General features: G+C 60.8%; 14 protein-coding genes. 6 read left to right on the plus strand and 8 right to left on the minus strand.

Annotated features, from left to right (window positions below; all coding sequences use genetic code 11):
- The first annotated feature begins 41 nt into the window (after positions 1–41).
- Positions 42–1,361, plus strand: a complete 1,320-nt coding sequence (gene chrA, locus WBP07_RS28775) for a chromate efflux transporter (RefSeq protein ID WP_395396656.1) — start codon at positions 42–44, stop codon at positions 1,359–1,361.
- Positions 1,362–1,973: 612 nt separating this feature from the next.
- Positions 1,974–3,434 (plus strand): hypothetical protein, encoded by a 1,461-nt coding sequence (locus WBP07_RS28780; protein ID WP_395396657.1) that lies wholly within the window; start codon positions 1,974–1,976, stop codon positions 3,432–3,434.
- Between the two features lie 119 nt (positions 3,435–3,553).
- Here the strand turns inward: WBP07_RS28780 and WBP07_RS28785 are convergent, their stop codons facing one another.
- The 5 genes from WBP07_RS28785 to WBP07_RS28805 form a co-directional block, all read right to left on the minus strand.
- Positions 3,554–4,483, minus strand: a complete 930-nt coding sequence (locus WBP07_RS28785) for a response regulator (protein WP_395396658.1) — start codon at positions 4,481–4,483, stop codon at positions 3,554–3,556.
- Positions 4,467–5,873 carry a hybrid sensor histidine kinase/response regulator gene (locus WBP07_RS28790; protein ID WP_395396659.1) on the minus strand — a complete coding sequence of 469 codons (1,407 nt, stop codon included), beginning with the start codon at positions 5,871–5,873 and terminating at the stop codon, positions 4,467–4,469. Before WBP07_RS28790 ends, WBP07_RS28785 begins: the two co-directional genes overlap by 17 nt.
- A gap of 317 nt (positions 5,874–6,190) precedes the next feature.
- Positions 6,191–6,532, minus strand: coding sequence for a 2Fe-2S iron-sulfur cluster-binding protein (locus WBP07_RS28795; RefSeq protein WP_395396660.1), 342 nt, complete (start codon positions 6,530–6,532; stop codon positions 6,191–6,193).
- Positions 6,529–7,062 (minus strand): CopG family ribbon-helix-helix protein, encoded by a 534-nt coding sequence (locus WBP07_RS28800; RefSeq protein ID WP_395398266.1) that lies wholly within the window; start codon positions 7,060–7,062, stop codon positions 6,529–6,531. The genes WBP07_RS28795 and WBP07_RS28800 overlap by 4 nt, the downstream gene beginning before the upstream one ends.
- A gap of 341 nt (positions 7,063–7,403) precedes the next feature.
- Complete coding sequence (locus tag WBP07_RS28805; RefSeq protein ID WP_395396661.1) at positions 7,404–9,884, minus strand: TonB-dependent receptor; 2,481 nt, start codon at positions 9,882–9,884, stop codon at positions 7,404–7,406.
- A gap of 325 nt (positions 9,885–10,209) precedes the next feature.
- On the opposite strand from WBP07_RS28805, the gene WBP07_RS28810 reads away from it, so the two are divergent.
- Together WBP07_RS28810 and WBP07_RS28815 are read left to right on the plus strand one after the other, a co-directional pair.
- Positions 10,210–11,211 carry a sterol desaturase family protein gene (locus WBP07_RS28810; protein ID WP_395396662.1) on the plus strand — a complete coding sequence of 334 codons (1,002 nt, stop codon included), beginning with the start codon at positions 10,210–10,212 and terminating at the stop codon, positions 11,209–11,211.
- 58 nt (positions 11,212–11,269) lie between these two features.
- Positions 11,270–11,950: a hypothetical protein gene (locus WBP07_RS28815; RefSeq protein WP_395396663.1), complete on the plus strand. Its 681-nt coding sequence runs from the start codon at positions 11,270–11,272 to the stop codon at positions 11,948–11,950.
- Between the two features lie 571 nt (positions 11,951–12,521).
- On the opposite strand, the gene WBP07_RS28820 is transcribed toward WBP07_RS28815, so the two are convergent.
- Positions 12,522–13,283: an MBL fold metallo-hydrolase gene (locus tag WBP07_RS28820; RefSeq protein WP_395396664.1), complete on the minus strand. Its 762-nt coding sequence runs from the start codon at positions 13,281–13,283 to the stop codon at positions 12,522–12,524.
- Between the two features lie 188 nt (positions 13,284–13,471).
- Entirely contained in the window at positions 13,472–14,527 is a 1,056-nt protein-coding gene (locus tag WBP07_RS28825; RefSeq protein WP_395396665.1) for a hypothetical protein, read from the minus strand.
- 331 nt (positions 14,528–14,858) lie between these two features.
- Between WBP07_RS28825 and WBP07_RS28830 the strand changes: the two genes are divergently transcribed.
- Together WBP07_RS28830 and WBP07_RS28835 are read left to right on the plus strand one after the other, a co-directional pair.
- Complete coding sequence (locus WBP07_RS28830) at positions 14,859–15,197, plus strand: UrcA family protein (protein WP_395396666.1); 339 nt, start codon at positions 14,859–14,861, stop codon at positions 15,195–15,197.
- A gap of 429 nt (positions 15,198–15,626) precedes the next feature.
- A complete protein-coding gene (locus tag WBP07_RS28835; protein ID WP_395396667.1) occupies positions 15,627–16,562 on the plus strand; it encodes an alpha/beta hydrolase in 936 nt (311 codons plus the stop codon).
- 510 nt (positions 16,563–17,072) lie between these two features.
- Here WBP07_RS28835 and WBP07_RS28840 read toward each other — a convergent pair.
- A complete protein-coding gene (locus WBP07_RS28840; RefSeq protein ID WP_395396668.1) occupies positions 17,073–19,547 on the minus strand; it encodes an AMP-binding protein in 2,475 nt (824 codons plus the stop codon).
- Positions 19,548–20,340 lie beyond the last annotated feature (793 nt).

Raw genomic sequence — 20,340 nt, forward strand, 5'->3', positions numbered from 1 at the left:
TCTGACTCCGCTGCGGCGGGGCGAGGGGGGTATTGGACACAATGGTCGACAGCAGTTTGCATCACCCTTCATTTTCAGAGCTAACGCGCGTTTCGGCGCGGATCGGTTGCCTCAGCTTCGGAGGGCCAGCCGGGCAAATCGCACTGATGCACCGCGAGCTGGTCGACGAGCGGCGCTGGGTCGAGGAGGATGATTACCTCCAGGCCCTGAACTTGTGCCACTTGTTGCCCGGGCCTGAAGCGCAGCAACTCGCCACCTGGATTGGCTGGAAGCTTCATGGTTGGAAGGGCGGTATTGTCGCGGGCGCGCTGTTCGTTGTCCCTGGCGCTCTGGTTATGCTGGGTCTGTCGATCCTATACGCATTTGCGGCCAATCTCGCGTGGTTCACGGCGCTGTTCCTGGGGATTAAGGCGGCGGTGCTGGCGATCATTGTCCAAGCTTTGATGCGGATCGCGGGAAGGGCCCTCAAGACGTCGTTCCAGCGAGTGCTGGCGATCGCAGCCTTCACGGCGCTGTTCCTGTTCAATGCTCCATTTCCGGCGGTGGTGCTGACAGCCCTGACAGTTGGTGCGTGGGTTGGGGCAAAACGTCCGGACTGGCTCGCATTCAAGCAGAGCAGCCCACGAAACAGCAATCCGAGTCCGTGGGCGGCCAGCTTGAAGGCAGTGCTGATCTGGGCCGTGATCTGGGCTGCACCGATGGTGGCGATCTTCGTGTTTCTCGGGCGCGATCACGTATTGTGGCACATTGGCGTATTCTTCTCGCAACTCGCGGTGGTCACTTTCGGCGGGGCCTACGCGGTACTGGCCTACATGGCGCAGCAGGCGGTGAACGGTTTCGGCTGGCTTGCGGCGGGTGAGATGGCTGATGGCCTCGGCTTGGCCGAGAGCACACCGGGCCCGCTGATCATGGTGACCCAGTTCGTGGGCTACCTTGCAGCCTTCCGCGCGCCAGCGCCGTTCAGCCCGGTTGTCGCCGGAGTGCTCGGTGCCGCGCTCACCACATGGGTAACGTTCGCGCCGTGCTTCCTGTGGATCTTCGCTTTTGCGCCCTGGATGGACCGCTTGCAGCGTTCGCCTGCACTCAAGGGCGGGTTGGCGGGGGTGACGGCAGCGGTCGTGGGGGTGATTGCGAACCTTGCATTATGGTTTGCGCTGCATGTGCTGTTTGCAGTCGTCGATGTGGTCGCAGTCGGGCCAGTGCGGCTGCAGGCGCCGGAGTGGACGGCCTTCGATTGGCGGGCAGCATTGATCGCGGCGGTTGCGGCCGTACTCATCTTCCGGCTGAAGTCGGGAATAGTCCCCACGTTGGCTGTGGCAGCCACCATGGGACTGATCATCGGAACGCTTGTTTCAGGTTAGAATGATTGTCGGCGCGACGGAGACAAGCGGACTGACGGCACTGAGCAGTCCCATGGTACCAACGATCCGAACGCTATTCACCTACCGAATTCGCTCCCCGCACGGCGGTTGCATGCGGCGATAGCGCCGGCCGGCATAGTGGTCGGCATCCGACCTCATTAGATTGCTAACTCTATGAAACCTTAACGCAGGCGACAAATTCCGTCCTCGAATCTTTATGCGAAGCTGCATAACTGATGTGCCTCCTCAAGGAGGTGCGAGGTATGGTTCGGTGGCACGAGACGCTCGGTGCGCAACTTGGTCTACGGGCAAGTGGCGTAGCCATTCTCTCGCTCACGTGGTTGATCGGTACCAGGTTGTATCGCCAGGTCCATTCACTACCGGCCCATCCGGCAAGCATCGCCGAACTCGGGTTATGCCTTGTGTTGGTCGTTCTGCTCGTCTGCGGCAACGCTCTGCTTTTCGTCGGCCCTGGCCTCTGGAAACAGGTCCCGCTGCCGGGACGGTGGAGCGCTGCACTCGTCGAGCCGCGGCAGTTCGAGGTGTTTCACCAGCCGGGCCGCTCGTCCTCCGGAGGATTTCCTCAATCCGAACGGGACAAAGCGATCCAAGATGACGGAGAAAGCCCTCAACTTCGTGATACCCACCTATCGCCTTCGCGACGTGGGTGACACTGTCGAAGCCTATGACGAGAATTTCCGGCGCAGCGGACAGACCGCTCCTATCATCGTCTTCGACGATTCCTCTCTGGCCAATCACGACAAGTACTATGGCGCGCTGGAACGGGTGCGTACGCATAACGACGTCTTTTACGTAGGGCCGGCGGAGAAGGAGCAATTCGTCTCCTACATATGCAAGCGGCTGCGGGACAAGAAGCTCGACGTGCTGGTGCGTAACTTGTTTCGCCCCAGCTATGGCGGCAACCGCAACTTTACGCTGATGTACACGCTGGGCGATCACATGGTCAGCGCCGACGACGACATGCGACCCTATGCCCTGATCGAGGACAGCCCGGAATCGCTGGCGGAAACCGAGATCAGCCGCGGTAAGACCATCCCGCGGGGGACTAATGGACATTGCCAGAAGTCCTATGACATCCTGCAATCCTTTCGCGACGTGTTAGGCCGGACGGTGGCCGAGGTTCCGCCCAACTACACGCTGGGCGACGTACTGCTGGACACCTCGATGGACCTCGAAACCAACACCTCGCTGGGACTGGCGCGCGAAAACGCGTTGTTCATGCAGGATGGCAAGGTGGCGCGGAATGCGGTGGTCAAGATGGCGCAGACCTTCCGTACGGGCACCAACGATATCGACGCCGCCGATTACATCGACATGTTCCTGGAGGACAACGACCGCGCCGACGCCGAAGCGCTCAACGACCTCTATGTTCTGGTCAACTTCCGGCCCTGCGTGACGAACAGCAATTGGCGGATGGACTGCGGAGTCGCCGGCTATGACAATTCCACGGGCCTGCCGCCGTTCTTCCCCACGCGTCTGCGGTTCGAGGACTATATCTACCGCCTGTGGATCCAACAGCCGGGCATTGCCGCAGCGCACGTCGATTCAGCGCAGATCCATATGAAGAACAACTACATGCGCGAGCCGCTTGCGTCGGAACTGTTCAACGAATCCATCTGTACGCTGCTGAAAAAGAAGATCCGGGCATCGATGCGGAAACTGGGCGATATCAGCATATCCTTCGATTACGAGGGCTCCGTATCGCTGGAGGACAGCCAGGAGATTCTGCACGGCGCGCAAAGCCTGCACAGCCGCGTGGTGGAAGCCCAGACGCGTGCGCGTTCGGAGGAGCGGCAACAGGCCTTGCGGCTGTTCGCCTCTAACCTTGCGCGCACGTTCTATGATTTTGAGCCGGACTTCTTCCAGCAGAACGTCAGCCGTATGGTGGATGACGAAGTGGGCCTGATCCGCTCCTCGTTGGAGATTTGGCCGACGCTGCTGGAGATCGTGTACTTCCGCAAGCAATGCCATTCCCTACCACTGCGCCGGGTTCGTCATCAGGCACCTGTCGTGCGCAAGCGACCCGAGCAGATGGTATTAGCCGAAGCCTGATCGGCCCATAGTCATGCGTCCTCGTTTCGGGATTTGTGAAAGCGCGACCGAGCGAGGATGCGCGGCGTTGCGGCTTCGGCGATCCGGGCCGGACTTCGGCCTGCTATGAGTTCCAGAAGCTAGTCCGCCAGCGTGGTGACCGCTATCGCTGTTGCTGAGGCGCGGTTTTCTACCCCCATCTTCTCGAATATCTGTTCGAGATGCTTGTTCACTGTGCGTGGGCTAATTGCCAGAATTTCGCTCACTTCGCGGTTCTGCTTGCCGCGGCTGATCCAGAGAAGAACTTCGGCTTCCCGTGCGGTCAGCCCGAGCCGGGCCGCCAGTATGCGTTCCTCCTCGCCTTCGCGACGTTCTGCGAGGCGGAAGAGCCAATGATGGGCGGAGGTGCGCCGCAGAAGGGTGATCTCCAGCGTGCTTGAACCGCTTTTGACCGGTACGCAGGTTCCCGAGGTTGGATCCATCTCCTGCAACTGCTGGATGGCCAGCCGCAGGGGAGCGGGCAATGCGCGCGAAATCGCCGGCCATTCGGGGAATAGCCGCTCCAGGATCTCGCGCGCCATCGGCGTCAGCCAGAGGGGGCGGCCCGAAGCGTCGACCGAGAGAGCTGGGCGGCCACTTGTGTCCAACGCCACCTGGCTTGCATGGGTGACGCGTGCGTTCGCGAGATGGATGTGAATGCGGGCGAGGAGTTCCTCGACCACGATCGGCTTTCTGACGTAATCGATGGCGCCGACCTTGAGCGCGCGTACGACGTCATCGGTGTCGGTCAAACCTGTCATGAAGATGATCGGCAGTTGCTGAAAGGCGGAGTTCGCCTTGATCCGGCGCGTCGTCTCGAACCCGTCCATCTTCGGCATCAAGGCGTCCATCAGGATCAGGTCAGGGGAGGTGTGTTGCAGCAAGGTGATCGCGGCCAAGCCGTCTCTGGCAACGAGCGGGGTCATGTGGGCGAGAGAAAGGGTGGTCGTCAGAAATCGCAAGGAATCGGGAGTGTCGTCGACCACGAGGATGGTCGGCTTTCTCTCCTGGCCGTCATTGTGATCGAACATTTTCGATCTTTTCTATGATGGAGCCGAAGTCGAAGTTGTCCAGATCCTCCCGCAACGTCGCGGCAAACGAACCGGCAGCCGGCCCGGTATTCTCGAAATCGCCAAGCTGCCTCTCGAATTCGAGCACGTGCCCGATTTGCGCAAGCCGCCTCAGTCGCTCCAGATAAGGTGCGGCTTCCAGGGGAAGGGCGGACGCTGGCACTTCCTCGGCACGGGCCGGATCCGGCCCCGAATGGTTCCACTGCAGGCCGAGTTCCTGTTGTATCGTTGCAAGCAGGGCGTCGAAAGCGATCGGCTTGGCAACGAACGCGTCGCAGACGCGATCATCCAGATAGCGCGTGTCCGGACCGGCCGTGTTGGCGGATACCATGACGATCTTCAGCGGCGTGCCGTGAGCACGGCGCAATCGCAAGGCGGTTTCCCAGCCGCTGATGCCGGGCATCTCGACATCGAGCAGGACGAGATCGGGCGCATATCGACTGGCAAGATCGATGCCCTCCATGCCGTTTTTCGCGGCATGGACGGTGAAATCCAGCGATTGCAGCAAGGATTGCATGGCCGCGCGCTGCTCGGGATCGTCCTCGATGATCAGCACGGCGCGGCGCGTACCTCGATAGCTCTCGATCCGGGCGCTGGCTTCCTTGCCCGAGGCAAGGGCCACAGGTGACAGCATCAACTTCAATCGGAAACGGCTGCCTGCGCCCACGGTGCTCGTCGCCGTTATATCGCCGCCCAGAACATGCGCGAGGACGCGGGTGATCGTCAGTCCCAGTCCGATGCCGGGCTGGGACTGTACACCGGTTGAACTGCCGCGTTCGAAAGGCTCGAACACGCGCTCCATGTCCTCCGTTTCGATCCCGATGCCTGTATCGATCACGTCGATGGTCGCGACTTCGCTGCGATAGTTGACTGCGACCTCGACGCTGCCGGCCTCGGTATATTTGATCGCATTGGAAACGAGATTGATCAGCACTTGCTTGAGCCGGCTCTGGTCCGTCTTGACCAGCCTTGGCAGGTTATCGCTGACGTGCAGCGTCAGGCTGAGACCCTTGCCGATGGCCTGGGCCCGGAACATGGAAACGATCTGGCCAAGCACGGCGCGTATATCGACCACGCCCGATCGGATTTTCAGCACGCCGCTTTCGATCCGGGATATTTCGAGCAGGCTCTCCGCCAGATTGGTCAGGTGGTCCACCGATCGCCGGATTGCGGCGCCGGCTTCCGCTCCCGTCACCGCATCGCCGCGCTCAAGCAATTGCGCGTAGCCGTAGATGGCATTCAATGGCGAACGGATTTCGTGGCTGACCGCCACCAGGTAGCGGGACTTGGCCTCATTGGCGGCTTCAGCCGCGGCCTTGGCGCGCTGAAGCTCTGCGATGGCAGGATCCACTGCAGCATTTTGGGGGGCTGCAGCCGATTTGGGATTCGCCACGTCGGCGTTCTGCGGCGGAGAGACGGACCTCGGCTCATCCTTGTTCGGACGGCCTTCCGGGTGGCGGTTTCGGTCGTCTCGCCTCACCATCAGCACGCTCATAATGGCCCGGGTTGAGCGATAGGGGGCTGCCAGCCGGCTGGCAGCACCATGCTTGCAGCATCGTCCATTGCCAGCGCTCCGGCAGACATGCCTTCCACGCTGTCACCGTCTTGAGGTATTCGGCTGGCCTTGACGATCATGGTTTCCCCCCGATTCATTTTGCGAGCAAACGCTCACTCCTGAGGTGCGATGGACACGCGCATGCCGTTCATTTCGCTCGACGCCTGGACCTGGCATGAAAGGCGGGAGCCCTCAATGCGATGCGCTGCACCTTCCAGCACATCGAATTCATCTTCCGCCATCGCCGGCAGCAGGGAAGCGAAGTCGGGATCGATATGGACGTGACAACTGGCGCAGGAGCAGGAGCCGCCGCAAAATGCTGGAATATCGTCAATCCCGGAGCCCCGGATGATTTCCATCAGCGAATTGCCGATCTCGCCCTCGATTTCCCGATCGCTGCCCGAAAGATCGGTGACATGGATGCGCACTTTGTCGATCTGCAGAGTCATTGTCATCCTCGTGTTTCTTCGATTGCTGGGTGCTTGCCTGCCGTGCTCGGCAGATGAGGCGCGTTCGTGAAATCCGGCCCTCTGCCCGATGAACCGCGTGCCGGTCCAAACAGCGGAGGCAGAAGTGCCATTGTCGTGGTAAGCCGAAGCTGCTGCACGCCCCGAACTTTGCGGATGGCATCGCTCAATTCGCGCAGCCGTTTGGCTGGACCCTGGACGATCAGGACCTCCATCGACTGTTCGTCTTCCAGGAAGACGTGCTGGGAGGAGATCACTTCCTTGAGAAAATGGGACTGCGTTCGGGCAAGCTCGCGACGGACCCGTTCCGTGTCTCCCCTGAAAACGATTGTAACCGTGCCCGACAGCATTTCGTCCGGCCGCATAGCCATGCCGTGCTGGGCAAGCTCATTGCGGATCAACTCCGCGATCCAATGCGATCGCGATGGCAGGCCAAGCTCTGCCACAATCGTATTGAGCTGACGGAAAAGCCGGCCAGGCAGTCTCATGCTGAGACGTGCAAGGCTGGCGCGCGACATGTTTTTCACAGTTGCTATCGATATGGAATATTACGAATCATGTCAATCATAATACTGTCAGGGAGGAGCTTAAGGAGAGTCAGGTGTCCGGATTGAAGACGCGGCCCTGCGGCCGACCGGATGGCATCGCGCGGCGTTCGAAGGGTTTGCTCCGCCGAACCGACAAGAGCGCCGCCCCGTCAGGTGGACAGGACGGCGCTCGTGCCGGTTCGGCGGCCGGTGCTCTCGCAATGAAAATGGCGCCGTAAGAATGGGGGCGTGATCCGACGGGTCCGATCACGCCCTTGAACATTACCGCGTTATCGGTTCACGTGTGGTCTCTGCAGCAGCGCTGGACGGCCTCAGAAATGCCCGCGCAGTTCGGCGCCGATCGTTCGCGGCTGGATCACGCCGTAGCCATAGGAACGGATCAGAACGCCGTCGTTGCTACGGGCCAAGGTATAGTCGTTGGAGACGCTGGAGACGGCGTACTTGTCAAAGACGTTGTTGACGAAGAGGGACACTTCCAACTTCGGCGTCTTGTAGGTGACCGAGGCGCGGCTGGTGGAATAGCCGGGAATTGCCTCGCCATAGCCGCGAAGGCCCGTGGTGGAATAGGTATTGCTGCGCGCCGCCGTGCTCCACATGAGATCCAGCTCGGTCTCGTCGGTCATTGGCACGGTATAGGCGGCGGTAATCGATCCCGCATGCTTGGACGTGCCGGGCAGGCGGTCGCCGGCAAAGGCATCGCCTGCACCGTCAATGTCGAAGCCGTTGCTGATGCCGCCGATCAGGCCCGGCGCGTCCTTGGTAAGCTTCGCGTCGAGATAGGTGTAGTTGCCCGACAGGTTGAACTTGCCGAGATTGAGCGAAAGCGTCGTCTCCACGCCGCGACTGCGTGCGCCGCCGGCATTGGCAGTGATGCCCACTGCGCCGTTCGCGGTCTGGCTGCCCAGCTGCAGGTTCGTCCAATCGATGTTGTAGAGGTCTACCGTGCCCTGCAGCATCTTGTCGAACAAGTTGAAACGGATGCCGACTTCGTAGTTTCTGGTCTTGTCCGGTCCATAGGACAATTCGTTCGGCAGCGCGCAGACGTTCTGTCCGGCGGGGAGCGGGATGATGCAGGGCGCCACGCGGTTGACGCCGCCGATACGGTAGCCGGTGGAATAGGTCGCATAGGCGAACAGTTCGGGGCTGAATTCGTAGGAGGCGTTGAGCTTGTAGACAAAACCGTCATCGTCGGTCGAGCCTGTGCGAATGCGCGCGGGATCGAACTGGATCAGCGGATAGGGCGTGCGGCGGCGCCCGCCCGAGGTGAGCGGCGTGTCGGTCGCTCCCGAAATATAGGACTTGTACTTGTAGTAGCGCAGGCCACCGGTGACCTGGAATTTCGGGGTGACATGCCAGGTCACCTCGCCGAATGCGGCCGCTTCCTTGGTGTAGGTATCGGTGAAGGAGATGTACTCCAGCCCGTCCGGTCGGTAGATGCCGGCCCATTCGGGATAGCCCGGAATGCGTTCCGCGCTGAACGTGTAGCTCTTGTAATGGTTGTAGAAGCCACCGATCAGCCAGTCGATCGGCCCGCCATGGGTTGAGACCAGGCGGAGTTCCTGGTTGAACTGCTTGGGCTTGCTGTTCGACGTGGTGGTGCCGGCAAAGGCGGGAAATAGCTCGTAATCGTAGTCGAGATCGAGAAGCAGGTCGGTGACATCGCTCTGGCTGTAGAGATCCTGCACGGAGTAGGCAGTGGCGGAAACCAGCTGCGCAATATCGCCGATGTCGGCTTCGATCTCGGCCGCGAACATGTCGACCTTGCGGGTGGCTGGTTGCGGGACACGGCCGCCGTTTTCATATTTGCCGGTGCCAAGCACGCCGCGGCAATCGGCATAGACGCATTGGCCGTCCGGGAAGGGGACGCCGTTGGCGTTCAGCGTGTAGGTTGCGCCATAGCCGCCGTTGACCTGCGTACCATGCGTCTTCGTCTGCTGGCGGATATAGCTGAAGGTTGGGCGTAGCCAGCCGAAGTCGAAGCCCAGCTGTGCACGTATGGAATAGGTCTGCTCGTCGTTCAGATCCTTGCCGCGGTACAGATTGGCGGCCACTGCCGCAGGGTCGGTGAAGTCCGGTTGCGGCAGCGACACGCCGAGCTGGCGGACGAGATAGGGCGAATCGATGAAGCCGGGATCACGATAGTAGCCGCCGGTTACGCGCAGGGCGACCTTGTCGCGCACGATGGGCAGGTTGACGGTGGCGTCGAAGACCGAACCCACGCCGCTGGAATGGGCGACATCGTAGACTCGGGCATGCGCTTCCATCTCGAAATTGGAGAAGTTCGGTCGGTTGGGGATGTAGCGGATCGCGCCCGCCAGCGTGCCAAGGCCGTAAAGCGTGCCCTGCGGCCCAAGAAGCGTTTCGACGCGATTGATGTCGAGGAACTTGAAATCGACATAGAGCGGGATCTCGCCGAGATAGACGCCCACCGCCGTGCTGCGGTTGGAGCCCCCCGGCCCGCCCGACGTGATCCCGCGCATGACGATGCTGTTGGCGGTGCGCGGGCCGGTGTCCGGCACGGTCAGGCCGGGCGTATAGAGACCGATATCGCCGACATCGTCGAGCCGCTTGGTCTCAAGCGAGTTGCCATCGAGAGCCGAGATGTTGATCGGCGCGGTCTGCAGCGAGACCGCGCGCCTTGTGGCCGTGACTTCGATCTCGTTCAGGCCCTGGGCCTGTTCGTCCGACGCATCGGGTGCCGTCTGCTGTTGTGCATGCACCGGCGCTGCAATGACGCCTGCCAGGAAGGTTGCCGAAAGCAGCTGCAGCCGCGTTCGCATACGCTTGCTCATGTATTCCCCCTATTCGCTTGACCCATCTGCCCAAGGTCCGCCCCCGCCAATGCGCCGGCACGAGGCTTCGCGGCACGTGCTCGATTTCACATCGGAGCGTTCAGGCTATGGAGCCCGGTTGCCGGGCAATATGTGTCGTTTGACGTAGGGTCCGGATCTCGGGGTGCAAGGCAATGCTTTGGTGCGCCTGGCTGGCACTCGGACGGCGGAATTCGGGGGCCTAGGCGCCGCCTACGTCAAACGACGTAAGGCAAGGGCGGGGGCTCTGCGCTACAAGGGCAGCCAAGAATTTTGCGGACTTCAACCAATTTTCGCGGGGATTGCCATGAGCGAGATCATCGCTGCCGAGAAGCCGTCCTACATGGTCAGCGCTCCCATAACCCGTGGTCTCGACAATCTGGGCCGGGTTGAGGGCGGGCCTGCCAAGCGGCTATTCTTTACCCACTTCCAGCCGGCATTCCTGCTGGTTGTGATCGCGTTCTACTATTACGCGCCGGAAGCATGGATCAAGCCGTCCGTAACCCTGTGGATCGGTTACGGCGTCAAGGTCATGATGCTTTCGATGGAGTGGATTTCGCCGCGCTACAAGAGCTGGCAACACACCTGGAAGGAACTGGCCTGCGACACCTTCTATGTCGCGATGGGCGCGATGTTCGTCCGTGTGGTGTTCGGCCCGATCAACAGCGACGCGATCATCACCTGGTTCCAGGATTCGTTCGACCTTGCTAAGTTCGCCTGGTTCATGGGGCTGCCGCTGCTGGTGCAGGCCTTCATGATCTCCTTCATCGGCGACTATTTCCAATACTGGATGCATCGCGGGATGCACAACTGGTACCCGCTGTGGCTGGCCCATGCGCCGCACCACTTCGTCACGCAGCTGAACGTCCAGAAGGGCAGCGTCGGCAATCCGATCGAAATCTTCCTGATCGGCCTGGGCATCGGCGGTCTGTTCGACTTCCTGCCGCGCGCCGCCTTGCTGGCTGGGGCCTTCGGCATGGCGGTCAGCAGCTATCAGCACTGCAACATCCGCTTCAACACACCCCGGTGGTGGTTCAAGATCTTCAACACCACCGAGCATCACAGCCTGCACCACGCGCAGGACTACGAAGCCACCCGCAGCAACTACTCCGGCACATGGATCTTCATCGATCGCCTGCACGGCACCTGCCTTGACGGTGAAGCCGAACTGCTGGGCCAGGAAGGCGGGCGCCGGATGTCGATCTGGGAAACGATGCACTACACCCTTTCCGAGCCATACAAGCTGCTCAGCCAGAAATGGGCGGCGCGGGCGGGTCGAGGGCAGATGACTGCCGTTCCGGCGGAATGAAAAAAGGGTGCCATGCCCTCGCGGGGGCTCCATCTCCCGATAAGCTAAGGAAGAACCTGTGAAGCTGTCCTACATCGATTGGATATGGCGGGTGAAGGGCCGGCTGACGATCCAGCCGAACTGCTCCGCCGCGCAGGCTTTTGACCGATTGGGGGACTTGTTCGAAGAAAAGAACACGACCTGCCGGGTCGAGGGCGACACGCTGGTCTTCACCAAGAAGAACGCGCTTCCGCAGGACAAGATGTCCGTATTCGACAGGGGAACGCTGCAGGTTAGCCATGGTGTGCTGTGTTATAGCATGACGAGTCGCGCGCTTCTGGCATGCTTTCTGGCGCCCCTGTTCTTCTACGCGCTGGGATATACCGGCGTCGCCGTGGACAAGTGGCGCAATCCGCCCGAATTGGCCAAGGCCAAGGCGGAGGCTGCAAAGAAGCGCTCCCTGGTGAAGCCTGAAGACGTGCCCATGAATCCGGTCGATACCTTCCTGCACGCCCCCACGCCCGAAAAGAAGAAGGACGGCGAGGAAATCGGGAAGCGCAACCGCAAGCCCTCCATGACCACGGCCTATACCTACATGGGTATCTTCTTTGCGCTGTGGGTTGCCGGTCGCATCCTCGAACACAAGCTCATTCATGCCCGCTTTCGCAAGAGGCTGGCTGGCGATGACGCGATTGAGGCTAATGCGTCGATGCATGAACGTGGCTTCGCTGCCGACAATTCCGTGCGGAACGCGCGATAGCGGCCAAGTTCCCTGGCGAGGAGCGTCTCGTAAGTGGCTCCGGGTTTCGGCAACGTGTCCAGTGAAACCGTAAGCTGCCGCCAGATTACGTTACTCGGTTTCCGTGCGACTGCGGTGGTGAAAGGCGCAAGCGATCCTTTATGGTCGCCAACCCGCGCCAGAACGCAGCCGATCGTATCCAAGCTGAATGCGTCGTCCGGGCCGACCGCCAGTGCGGCGCGGGCAGCGGCCGGTGTCGCCGTCCTTTCGTCCCGAGGCCCGGCAATCGGGCGAATTGTGTCAGGCGCCGCGGCGACGGATCCTGGCCGGCGGCATGCTGCATTCGCGGGAGCGCGCGATACGCGGCCCTCTTCGCCTTCGGCGGAGCGTTGCTAGCCGTCCGGGCAGATCGGGGCGCTGGCGGCGCTCTGCGGAGGCCAAGGCAGCCGCCTGCGCCACATTGCCCCCTCAAGCGCTGCGGTCGTAGCGGCGATGCGCGCCTTATGGTTCATTCAACCGGGACGTCCGGTGTAGCCCCGGCATGGGTGGGTACACGAGGATGGGCATCATGCCCGACATGTGACCTCGGGGTTCACGGGGCGTGCCGGGGTGTGAGTGGGTAGACAATGAAGTCTGCATGGCGATCGATCGAGGGAGGCGATGAGGCTTTAGCAAGAGCCTGTTGAAGCTCCACGATGACTGCCGGAGAAAGGGGCAGTGGGTGCTCGGATGGATGGCTCGATGCCCGCATCGGATAATCCTGCCCCGGCGTGCTCGTCATTTCGATATGCGCGCCCAGCAGTGCGCGGATGCGATGCGTTTCGGCGAATGCCGCTAGCCGGTCAGCGCTGGCACGGAATTCGGCAAGGCGATCCGCAGGCACGTAGAGGCGCCCGGGATAGAGCATGTCACCGGAGAAGAGCAGTTGGGTCCTGGCGTCATAGACCATCATATGTGCCGGCTCATGCCCCGGCGTCGGAATGATCTGGAGCATGCGGCCACCCAGATCGTAGCGACCGATGCTGTTCGGCCATTCGCTCACGCCAAAGAAGCGCGCGACCTCCTCCGGCTTGAGGCCGACAAGGACCGTGCCCGGTCGATCGGCGAATTCGGCATCGCCTGCATGGTGATCGCCGTGGCCGTGCGAGTGCGCGACAACCAGCTGAATAGGGCGGCCCTGATGACGTTGCTGCCAATCGGCAATCAGACGATCGACGGTGGGACGAATATGCAGGCCGCCGGCTCCCGTATCGAGCAGCAGCGCGCGCTCTCGGCCGAAAAGCAGGTAAAGGAAGGGTGCTTCGAAATTCGTGGTGACCGACTGGCGGATCACTGCCGTGTCCGCATCGATCATCTGGACCTGAACTTCGGGTTCACCCTGCGTTGTACCATCTATCCACGCCGCGAAATGGGGCGCCTCGAAAGTCGCTGGCGCTGCCCCAAGCAGAAAGAACGCGGCGGCGGGCAGCAGGGCAAGGCGCCAGGCTCGTCCACCAAGTGAGGAGCGAGATGTTCTGCCGCTCGCCGAGCTATCCGGCAATCTCACTTTCGGCCTTTGTCTGAGCTGCAATCGGCGGGCAGCTTGGCAAGCGGGATGCGCGATACGGTGCCCGAACGCAGATTGGTAAGCCACACCGCGCCGTGGCCGACATTCAGGGAATCTCCTCCATCGCCTTTCCACTGGCAGAGCGGTTTGCCAGTGCGCGCGTCGCTTGCGGTGAGCGGTGTGCGCATCATGGTGGTCCAGACCCGCCCGTCGGAAAAGGCAACGTCGCCGCCGTGACCCGGTGTCTCCAGCGGCTGTGGTGCCGAGGCTTCCCGGCGCTTCGTGTCTATCCTGCTGAGCGAGCCGTCACCCTGGTTCAACGTCCACACCGCGCCGGCCCCAGCGGCCGTGAAGCGTGGGTTCGGGCCTACCTTGACAGTGGCCACCACCGAATTCGTGCTGGGATCGACCACCGAGACGTCGCTGCCATCCACGTGCGTTACCCATACCAAGCCGTCGCTGAATACCGGATTGTAGGAACCGGCGGGCAGCGGGATGACATGGATCACTTCGCCGGTTTCGGGATCGATGCGTGCCAGCGACCCAGCCTTGTCGGTAACCAGCCACAGGCTGCCCGCCCCGATGGCAAGGCTGCCTTCTCCCGCAGGAGGACCGACGGTAAACACGCCCGCCAGCCGCTTTGTCTTCTGATCCACTTTGGCGAGTTGCGGCGTTACTCCGCATAACGGGATCCAGATATTGTGCCGGTCGGCGGACAGTCCGGCGCAAGGCCGCCCAGGCAGCGCAATGGTGACGACAGCATTCGTTCGGGGATCGATCTCGTTGACGGCATTCGGCCTCGTGCTGCCGACCCAGACCTTGTTGCCCGTGATCGTAACCCAGTCGGCCGTCGTGCCGACCTTGATGGTTGCGTCGATGGGCAGTTCCGACATGGTGCGAATGACAGGACCCTCCGCCGTACCCTGCGAGGCGGCATCGTCGGCAGCATGAACCGGCGAGACCGAAAGGCCTGCCGTGCAGACCAGGGCGAGGGTGAGAGCGGCTCTGCGGCCCGAGTTCGTCATGCGTAGCTGGATACGGGGCCTGCTCAAGACGTTTGCTCCTTGATTACGGTGTTCGGCGAGGGGCAGATCCATGCCGGGCGGCGACGGGGTGTTTCCCGCATCCGGGCGATGCGGCACGGCGACGCTGACGGTATGCCGCATCGCCCGGGATGGATGTTCATGACAGGGGGTGTCGCGGATGGCGCGAAATAGCCCTATACGCCGTTTGACGTAGGCCATTCACCCACGACTTCGAGCGAAGCCGGAATCGAGGCTGCTGAACCGTTTCGCGATGCCGTGTCGTTGTCATCCGGCCGCCGAAAAGCTATGCAATTGTCAGGGTCGACGCAGAGCGACCGCATATTTGCAGGAGACGAGAATGTTGAAGGCAACTTTGGCGGTTCTGGCCGCCTGCACGATTTCTTCCGCCGTATACGCCGCCGAACCGGAAAATCCGCTCGCCAAGAGCAGCGTGATGCTGAAGCTCGACGGACTGGATCTGTCGACCGTGCAAGGCCAGCGCACGCTGGACCTGCGTATGGCGCAGGCGGCTCGCGCAGTTTGCGGGGACCGGCTGGCGACGATTCACCTCGCGCTCGCCGCGCAGAGCCGCGCATGCCAGGCTGAGGTCAAGGCTGACATTCGGTCGCGGATCGAGCAGCAGATGGCGGACGCCGGAAATGTTCGTCCGGCTTCGTACAATTTCGCTCTACGGTAACCGTTGACCTGCGGATACTTCAATCCCGATGAATAGCCCGTCTTCATCTCGGTTGCCACTAACGGTTTCCACGATCCAGTGTGATCCATGATGTAGACGCGCCGAAACGCTGACATTGAGAGCTGCCCTCGCAAAGGGGGCAGCTCTCTTGTTTTGTGCGCTGAATTGTCAAGCAACTGGGCTGCAATCACCCATCAATAGGGTGTGTCGGGTACGTCTAAATGGGCCGGATTAACGGCAAGAATCGCGGTCGCATCGACGACAACGGATTATATCGAGGATCGCATCCTTTAGCTCTTCTCGGCGACAATTTCTGCGGTCGCGTGCGAAGCATAGGAACCGGCTATGGCAATGCAAAATCTCGCTATTTGACCGCTCCCGACCGTGCATGCCAACCGACTGCACACATAAGCCGGGGAGAGGAAACAGATGACTGGCAAGATCGGCCTTTTGACGCTTGCAGGCGCAAGCCTCGTTCTTTCATCGGGCTTGCATGCGCAGCCGGCGGACTATCCCGCTCCGGCGCCGGCCAGTGCGCCGGCTGAACCGGGCGCCATTCCGCTTTACGGTAGCAAGACGCCCGGTTCAGCCGACACGGAAGTCTGGGCCCGCTATTTCGGGAAGGACTACGCGGTTCGCAACGTCACTCGTCCGACGCTGACGCCCGTGCTTCCCGATCCGGGCAAGGCCACCGGAGCGGCGGTGATCGTTGCACCGGGTGGTGCGTTCATGGCGCTCTCCATGTCTCACGAGGGCTGGGACGTTGCCAAAGCACTTGCCGACCGAGGCATTGCGGCCTTCGTTCTCAAGTACCGCCTCCTGCCGACGCCGAAGGACGAGCAGGAAGCGGGTAAATACGTCTGGAAGAAGATGATGGAGGGCCTGCCGGATCCGGCCAAGATGCCGGTTCTCAGCAATCCTCAGGCAACCGAAGACGGCCTCGCCGCGCTGAAGTTGGTGCGGGATAACGCCGCCAAGTGGAATGTGGATCCATCACGCGTCGGCATGATCGGCTTTTCTGCAGGCGCCATGACGTCGTTACAGACCGTGTTGGCAGCAAAGCCGGCGGAGCGTCCTGCGTTCTTCGGCTATATTTACGGGCCCCAGGCGAAGATAGATGTACCCGCCGATGCCTCGCCAATGTTCGATGCCATCGCGCTGGACGATCCCTTGTTCCCGTCCATGGGCTTCCCGATTGCCCAGGCATGGCAAGCCGCAAAGCGGCCCGTCGAAATTCACGGGTATCAGCAGGGCAGCCACGGTTTCGGACTCGGCAAGCCGAACACCACGACGATGCTGGTGATGGACGAGTTCACGGCCTGGCTCGCCATGCAGGGCTTCCTCTCTTCCAAACAGGAGAAATAAGGAAAAGCATGGGTCGGCACGGTTGGGCCGGCCCACCACATAGCCAGCTATTGCCGCCAATCAACACGCCGCAGAAATGGCGGGTGTTCAGCGGCGATCGTTTTGGGTTGCGGCCGCGGTGCCCAGTCGCACCGCAATGCAATCGACAAAGACTGGGACGCGTGCAGGCATTGGAGGCCTCTACGAACACCGCGTGGATCTCGTCACGGTCAAGCGGGTTCAATGCCTCCAGCAACCGGATCGGCTTTCCGCTTGCGAGTGATCGCGGGCCATGAATGATCCTACCCGTGCAACACCGACGCCGAGCAACGCCAACTGGGTAAGAGCTGCCATCGGCGATGAGGGAATTGCGCGCGGCCGCCTCCGGAGCGGTGCCGCGCTCGCCCACGGGCGGCTGACATTCGCAACGTTGCGCGGGCAAGGGAGCATGCCCAGGATGTGATCCGCTCAGCCTTGCAGGAAGAACTGGCGGGATCGTGCTCCTTGGAACCGCCTGATCCCGCACTCCGATTATCCGTGCAGCAGCGCGTCCTGAGGAATGCCTGCAGCGTTCGCCTTGCCGTGACGTGTGCTCAGGAATGCGCGCACCTTGCGTTCGATCCAGTGGTAGACGTGTGCGAAGACAATGCCGAATGCGATCGCGGCGTAAAAGGCAATCCACGGCCTCGGGCCATGAAACAGCCGGATAACTATGGATCTGACCTGGGCATGGCTGAGGTACATGAACATCGACGATCCTGCGACCTCCGATATCAGGGACTTCACTATCGAAGGCACTCTGATCGCGGAGCCAAATAGCAGTATCGCCGATGCACCGATTATGTACGCGCTGGCGGAAGTGTAGTGGTGGTGCATCAGAACTGCGATGCTGACGACCAGCAGTGCGTAAATTCGGCTTTGCGTATCACGCGCGCTTGCCATCAGCATGCCGGCAGCGACTGTCCAGAGATACCAGATCGGCGTGCGATGGAAGAGGTAATTGGTATCCCAGACCCGTTCGACCATCCAGCTGATCACCGTGGCGATTGCGACAAAGATGGTGCAGAAAAGCATGGGATTTTTCCCAAGAGCTTCCCGCGCCCTTGAAAACGATAGCATCCCCGCCACCACCAGCAGCAGTTGGATGTATATTTCCGCGAAATAATAATATGCGATGTGATATTGGCGCGGATCGAACCAGTTGGAGATCAGCAAAAGCGGCTTTGGCTCGAACGTTCTGGCCCAAGTCTGCATGAAAGCGATCACCAGGATGGTGGGAATGGCCACATCGAAAACAGTTCCGAATATAGTGCTGATTTTACCGGTTCTGCTGATCGTTGGCCATTGGAAGCGGATGACGCTGTAGCCGCAGAGCATGAACAGGAAATACGCAGCGCCCCAATTCTTGCTGTAGATGAACGTATCGAGATGCTCGGCAACTATGCAGATCATGAAGAACGCACGCGTGAGCGTGGCGGGGTCCAGCCTGGGCCACCGTCCTCTCTCACTGGTCGCCGCGGTTGTTTCCAGTTGATCGATCGTCAGCGCTTCCCAGCCGTCAGGCAGCGGACCGAACCGGCTTTCGAATTCGAGCGAGAACTGGATATAGTTGAGGGAGTCCCCTCCCATGCTCTCAAAGCTGTCCTGCGGACCAATGCGCCGCCCGGGGAAGAATTGCCGGAAGAAGGCGTGCACGTCGCGTGCCTCTGCCGGAACTCCTTGCTCCACGCCGGGAGCGGGTGCGGCGGCCTTGGCCTCCTCGAGATATTCTTCAGCCAGTAGGCGGCGCAGTGGCTTGCCTGTGGCGGTGCGCGGAATCGCCGATACGACCTTGGCGTGCAAGGCATCTCCGGCAGCGATTCCAAGCTCTTTCAGGGCCTCCGCCGCTCCGGAGCGAAGTTGATCCGCGGTAATGTCAGACGCCTCTGCCGCGACCAGCACGCCTTCTCCGCGGAGCGCATCGGGCACCTTGGTGGCGGCAATCCTGCCGCCTAGCCCCAAAATCTGCCCAATGCGTGCTTCAAGCGTGTCCGGGTTGATCTTCACGCCGCCGATATTGATGAGATCGTCGGCCCTGCCGTCGTAATAGAGGTAGCCGTCTTCGATGTGCCCCAGGTCATTGGTTTCCAGCCAGCCGTCGGCATTGCATAGGCCCTGTAGCGCGTCAGCATCGGCATCCACCCGCCAACGGGCCACATGCGGGCCGCGAATGAGGATGCGCCCTTCTGGCGATATGGCGACCTCTGTCTGGCCAACGGCCTTGCCTACCGATTCCAAAACGTCATCCGGGACATTCGAGATTTGCAGGAACGTGCTGCGCGAGGCTTCGGTAAGGCCGTAGTGCTGAACGATTCGCGCATTGGGGAAAAGCTCGCGGATTCCGCGCTTTTCGGCGGCGGACATGTACTGTGATCCGATTTCCAGCCAGCGCAGATTGGCGCCGGCATCCCCGATCACCGCCTTCGTCTGCGTCTGCAACAGGATACGCAGCAGCGTGGGGACCGCCGACAGCGCGTTGACTTCGCCAGACTTGAGCATTCGGGAAAGTTCAAGCGGATCGAAGCCCCGCGATGGCAGATAGGATCGACCGCCTACCGCGCTGACAGCGCGAATGCGCGCGATGCCGAAACTGTAGGTGACGGGAACGCCAACATATTCGCGTACGGCAGCCGTAAGCCCCATCTGGTCGATTATTCGCTCTGCCGCATCCGCAAGATTGGCATAGCTTAAGACAATGCCTTTGGGCTTGCCTTCCGTACCAGAAGTGTAAGTGACCTGGGCTGGTAGATCTGCGTGGATCAGGGGGTGGTGTGCCGTAAACCAGCCGCCGCCTTCATCGGGAACGATACAGCGTTCGATGTCTATCCCGGTCAATGAACCGATGGCAGATTCATCGGAAATATTGATGAGCGGCTGCAGAGATTCGTTAAGTGAAAATACATTTTCAATATAGTGGAGGGAATTTCGCGCGACGAGGGCGACGAATTTCAATTCCTGGTGTTGCACGATGGAGCCCTCGTGTTGATCTTCGCGCGGAACATTTCAATGGGCAGGTCAAGAGACAGCCATGTAAGCTGGCGCATGGCATGCGATGTTCTGAAATAAATCCGCTCGCGATTTCAGGCAAGTAGTGAGAAAAACCAACCGAGAAGCTTGGTCGGGATAGAAGCTCATTGATTGATTGAGAGGGGTTCGCGCAGCTTCGGTTCAGGACCTTCAAGCAACCCCGGATGAAATGTCTTTGTGGCTTTTGATGGCAAACTCCAGCCATCTGCTCGGAAACTAGCTTTGCTTAACGGCGAGCGGCGTCTGGGACTTGCAAGACGAGGATGGTGTGTCTGCGCGTCGAAGCGCATGATGACCGAATTGCAGCGGGCGACGCGCAGGGGCTGTACAGAATTCGTCTTCGTCCTGAAAGCCACTGCTCCCCAGGGAGGACCTATTGGCCAGGATCATCCACGTCTTCAAGGATGAAGCAGCGATCATTTAGGTCGTGAACTCATAAATGGCCGGGGTGGTGGTCGATAAGTGCTGTTGGCGCTATCGTGGTTCTCATGAGATCGATTGTCCTTCTGATCCCGTTGGTGGCCATGGGCTGTAATCGCGTCCCGAACGCCTTTGAAGTTCGAGCCGCCGGAGCGGTATCAGCAGAGCTTACCCTTTGCGGCCAATCTACCGAGCTTACGCAGACGGGGGAGAAGTTTGCTGGCTCAGTTTCGATTCGCTGCGAAGGAGACGGCGTCATCAAGGTCAGCTTTGCAAACCAGCAGGCCGTGAACTGCACGGTTGGCTATGTGAC

Origin of the sequence: Novosphingobium oxfordense (assembly GCF_044029435.1) — a bacterium.
Classification (GTDB): Bacteria; Pseudomonadota; Alphaproteobacteria; order Sphingomonadales; family Sphingomonadaceae; genus Novosphingobium.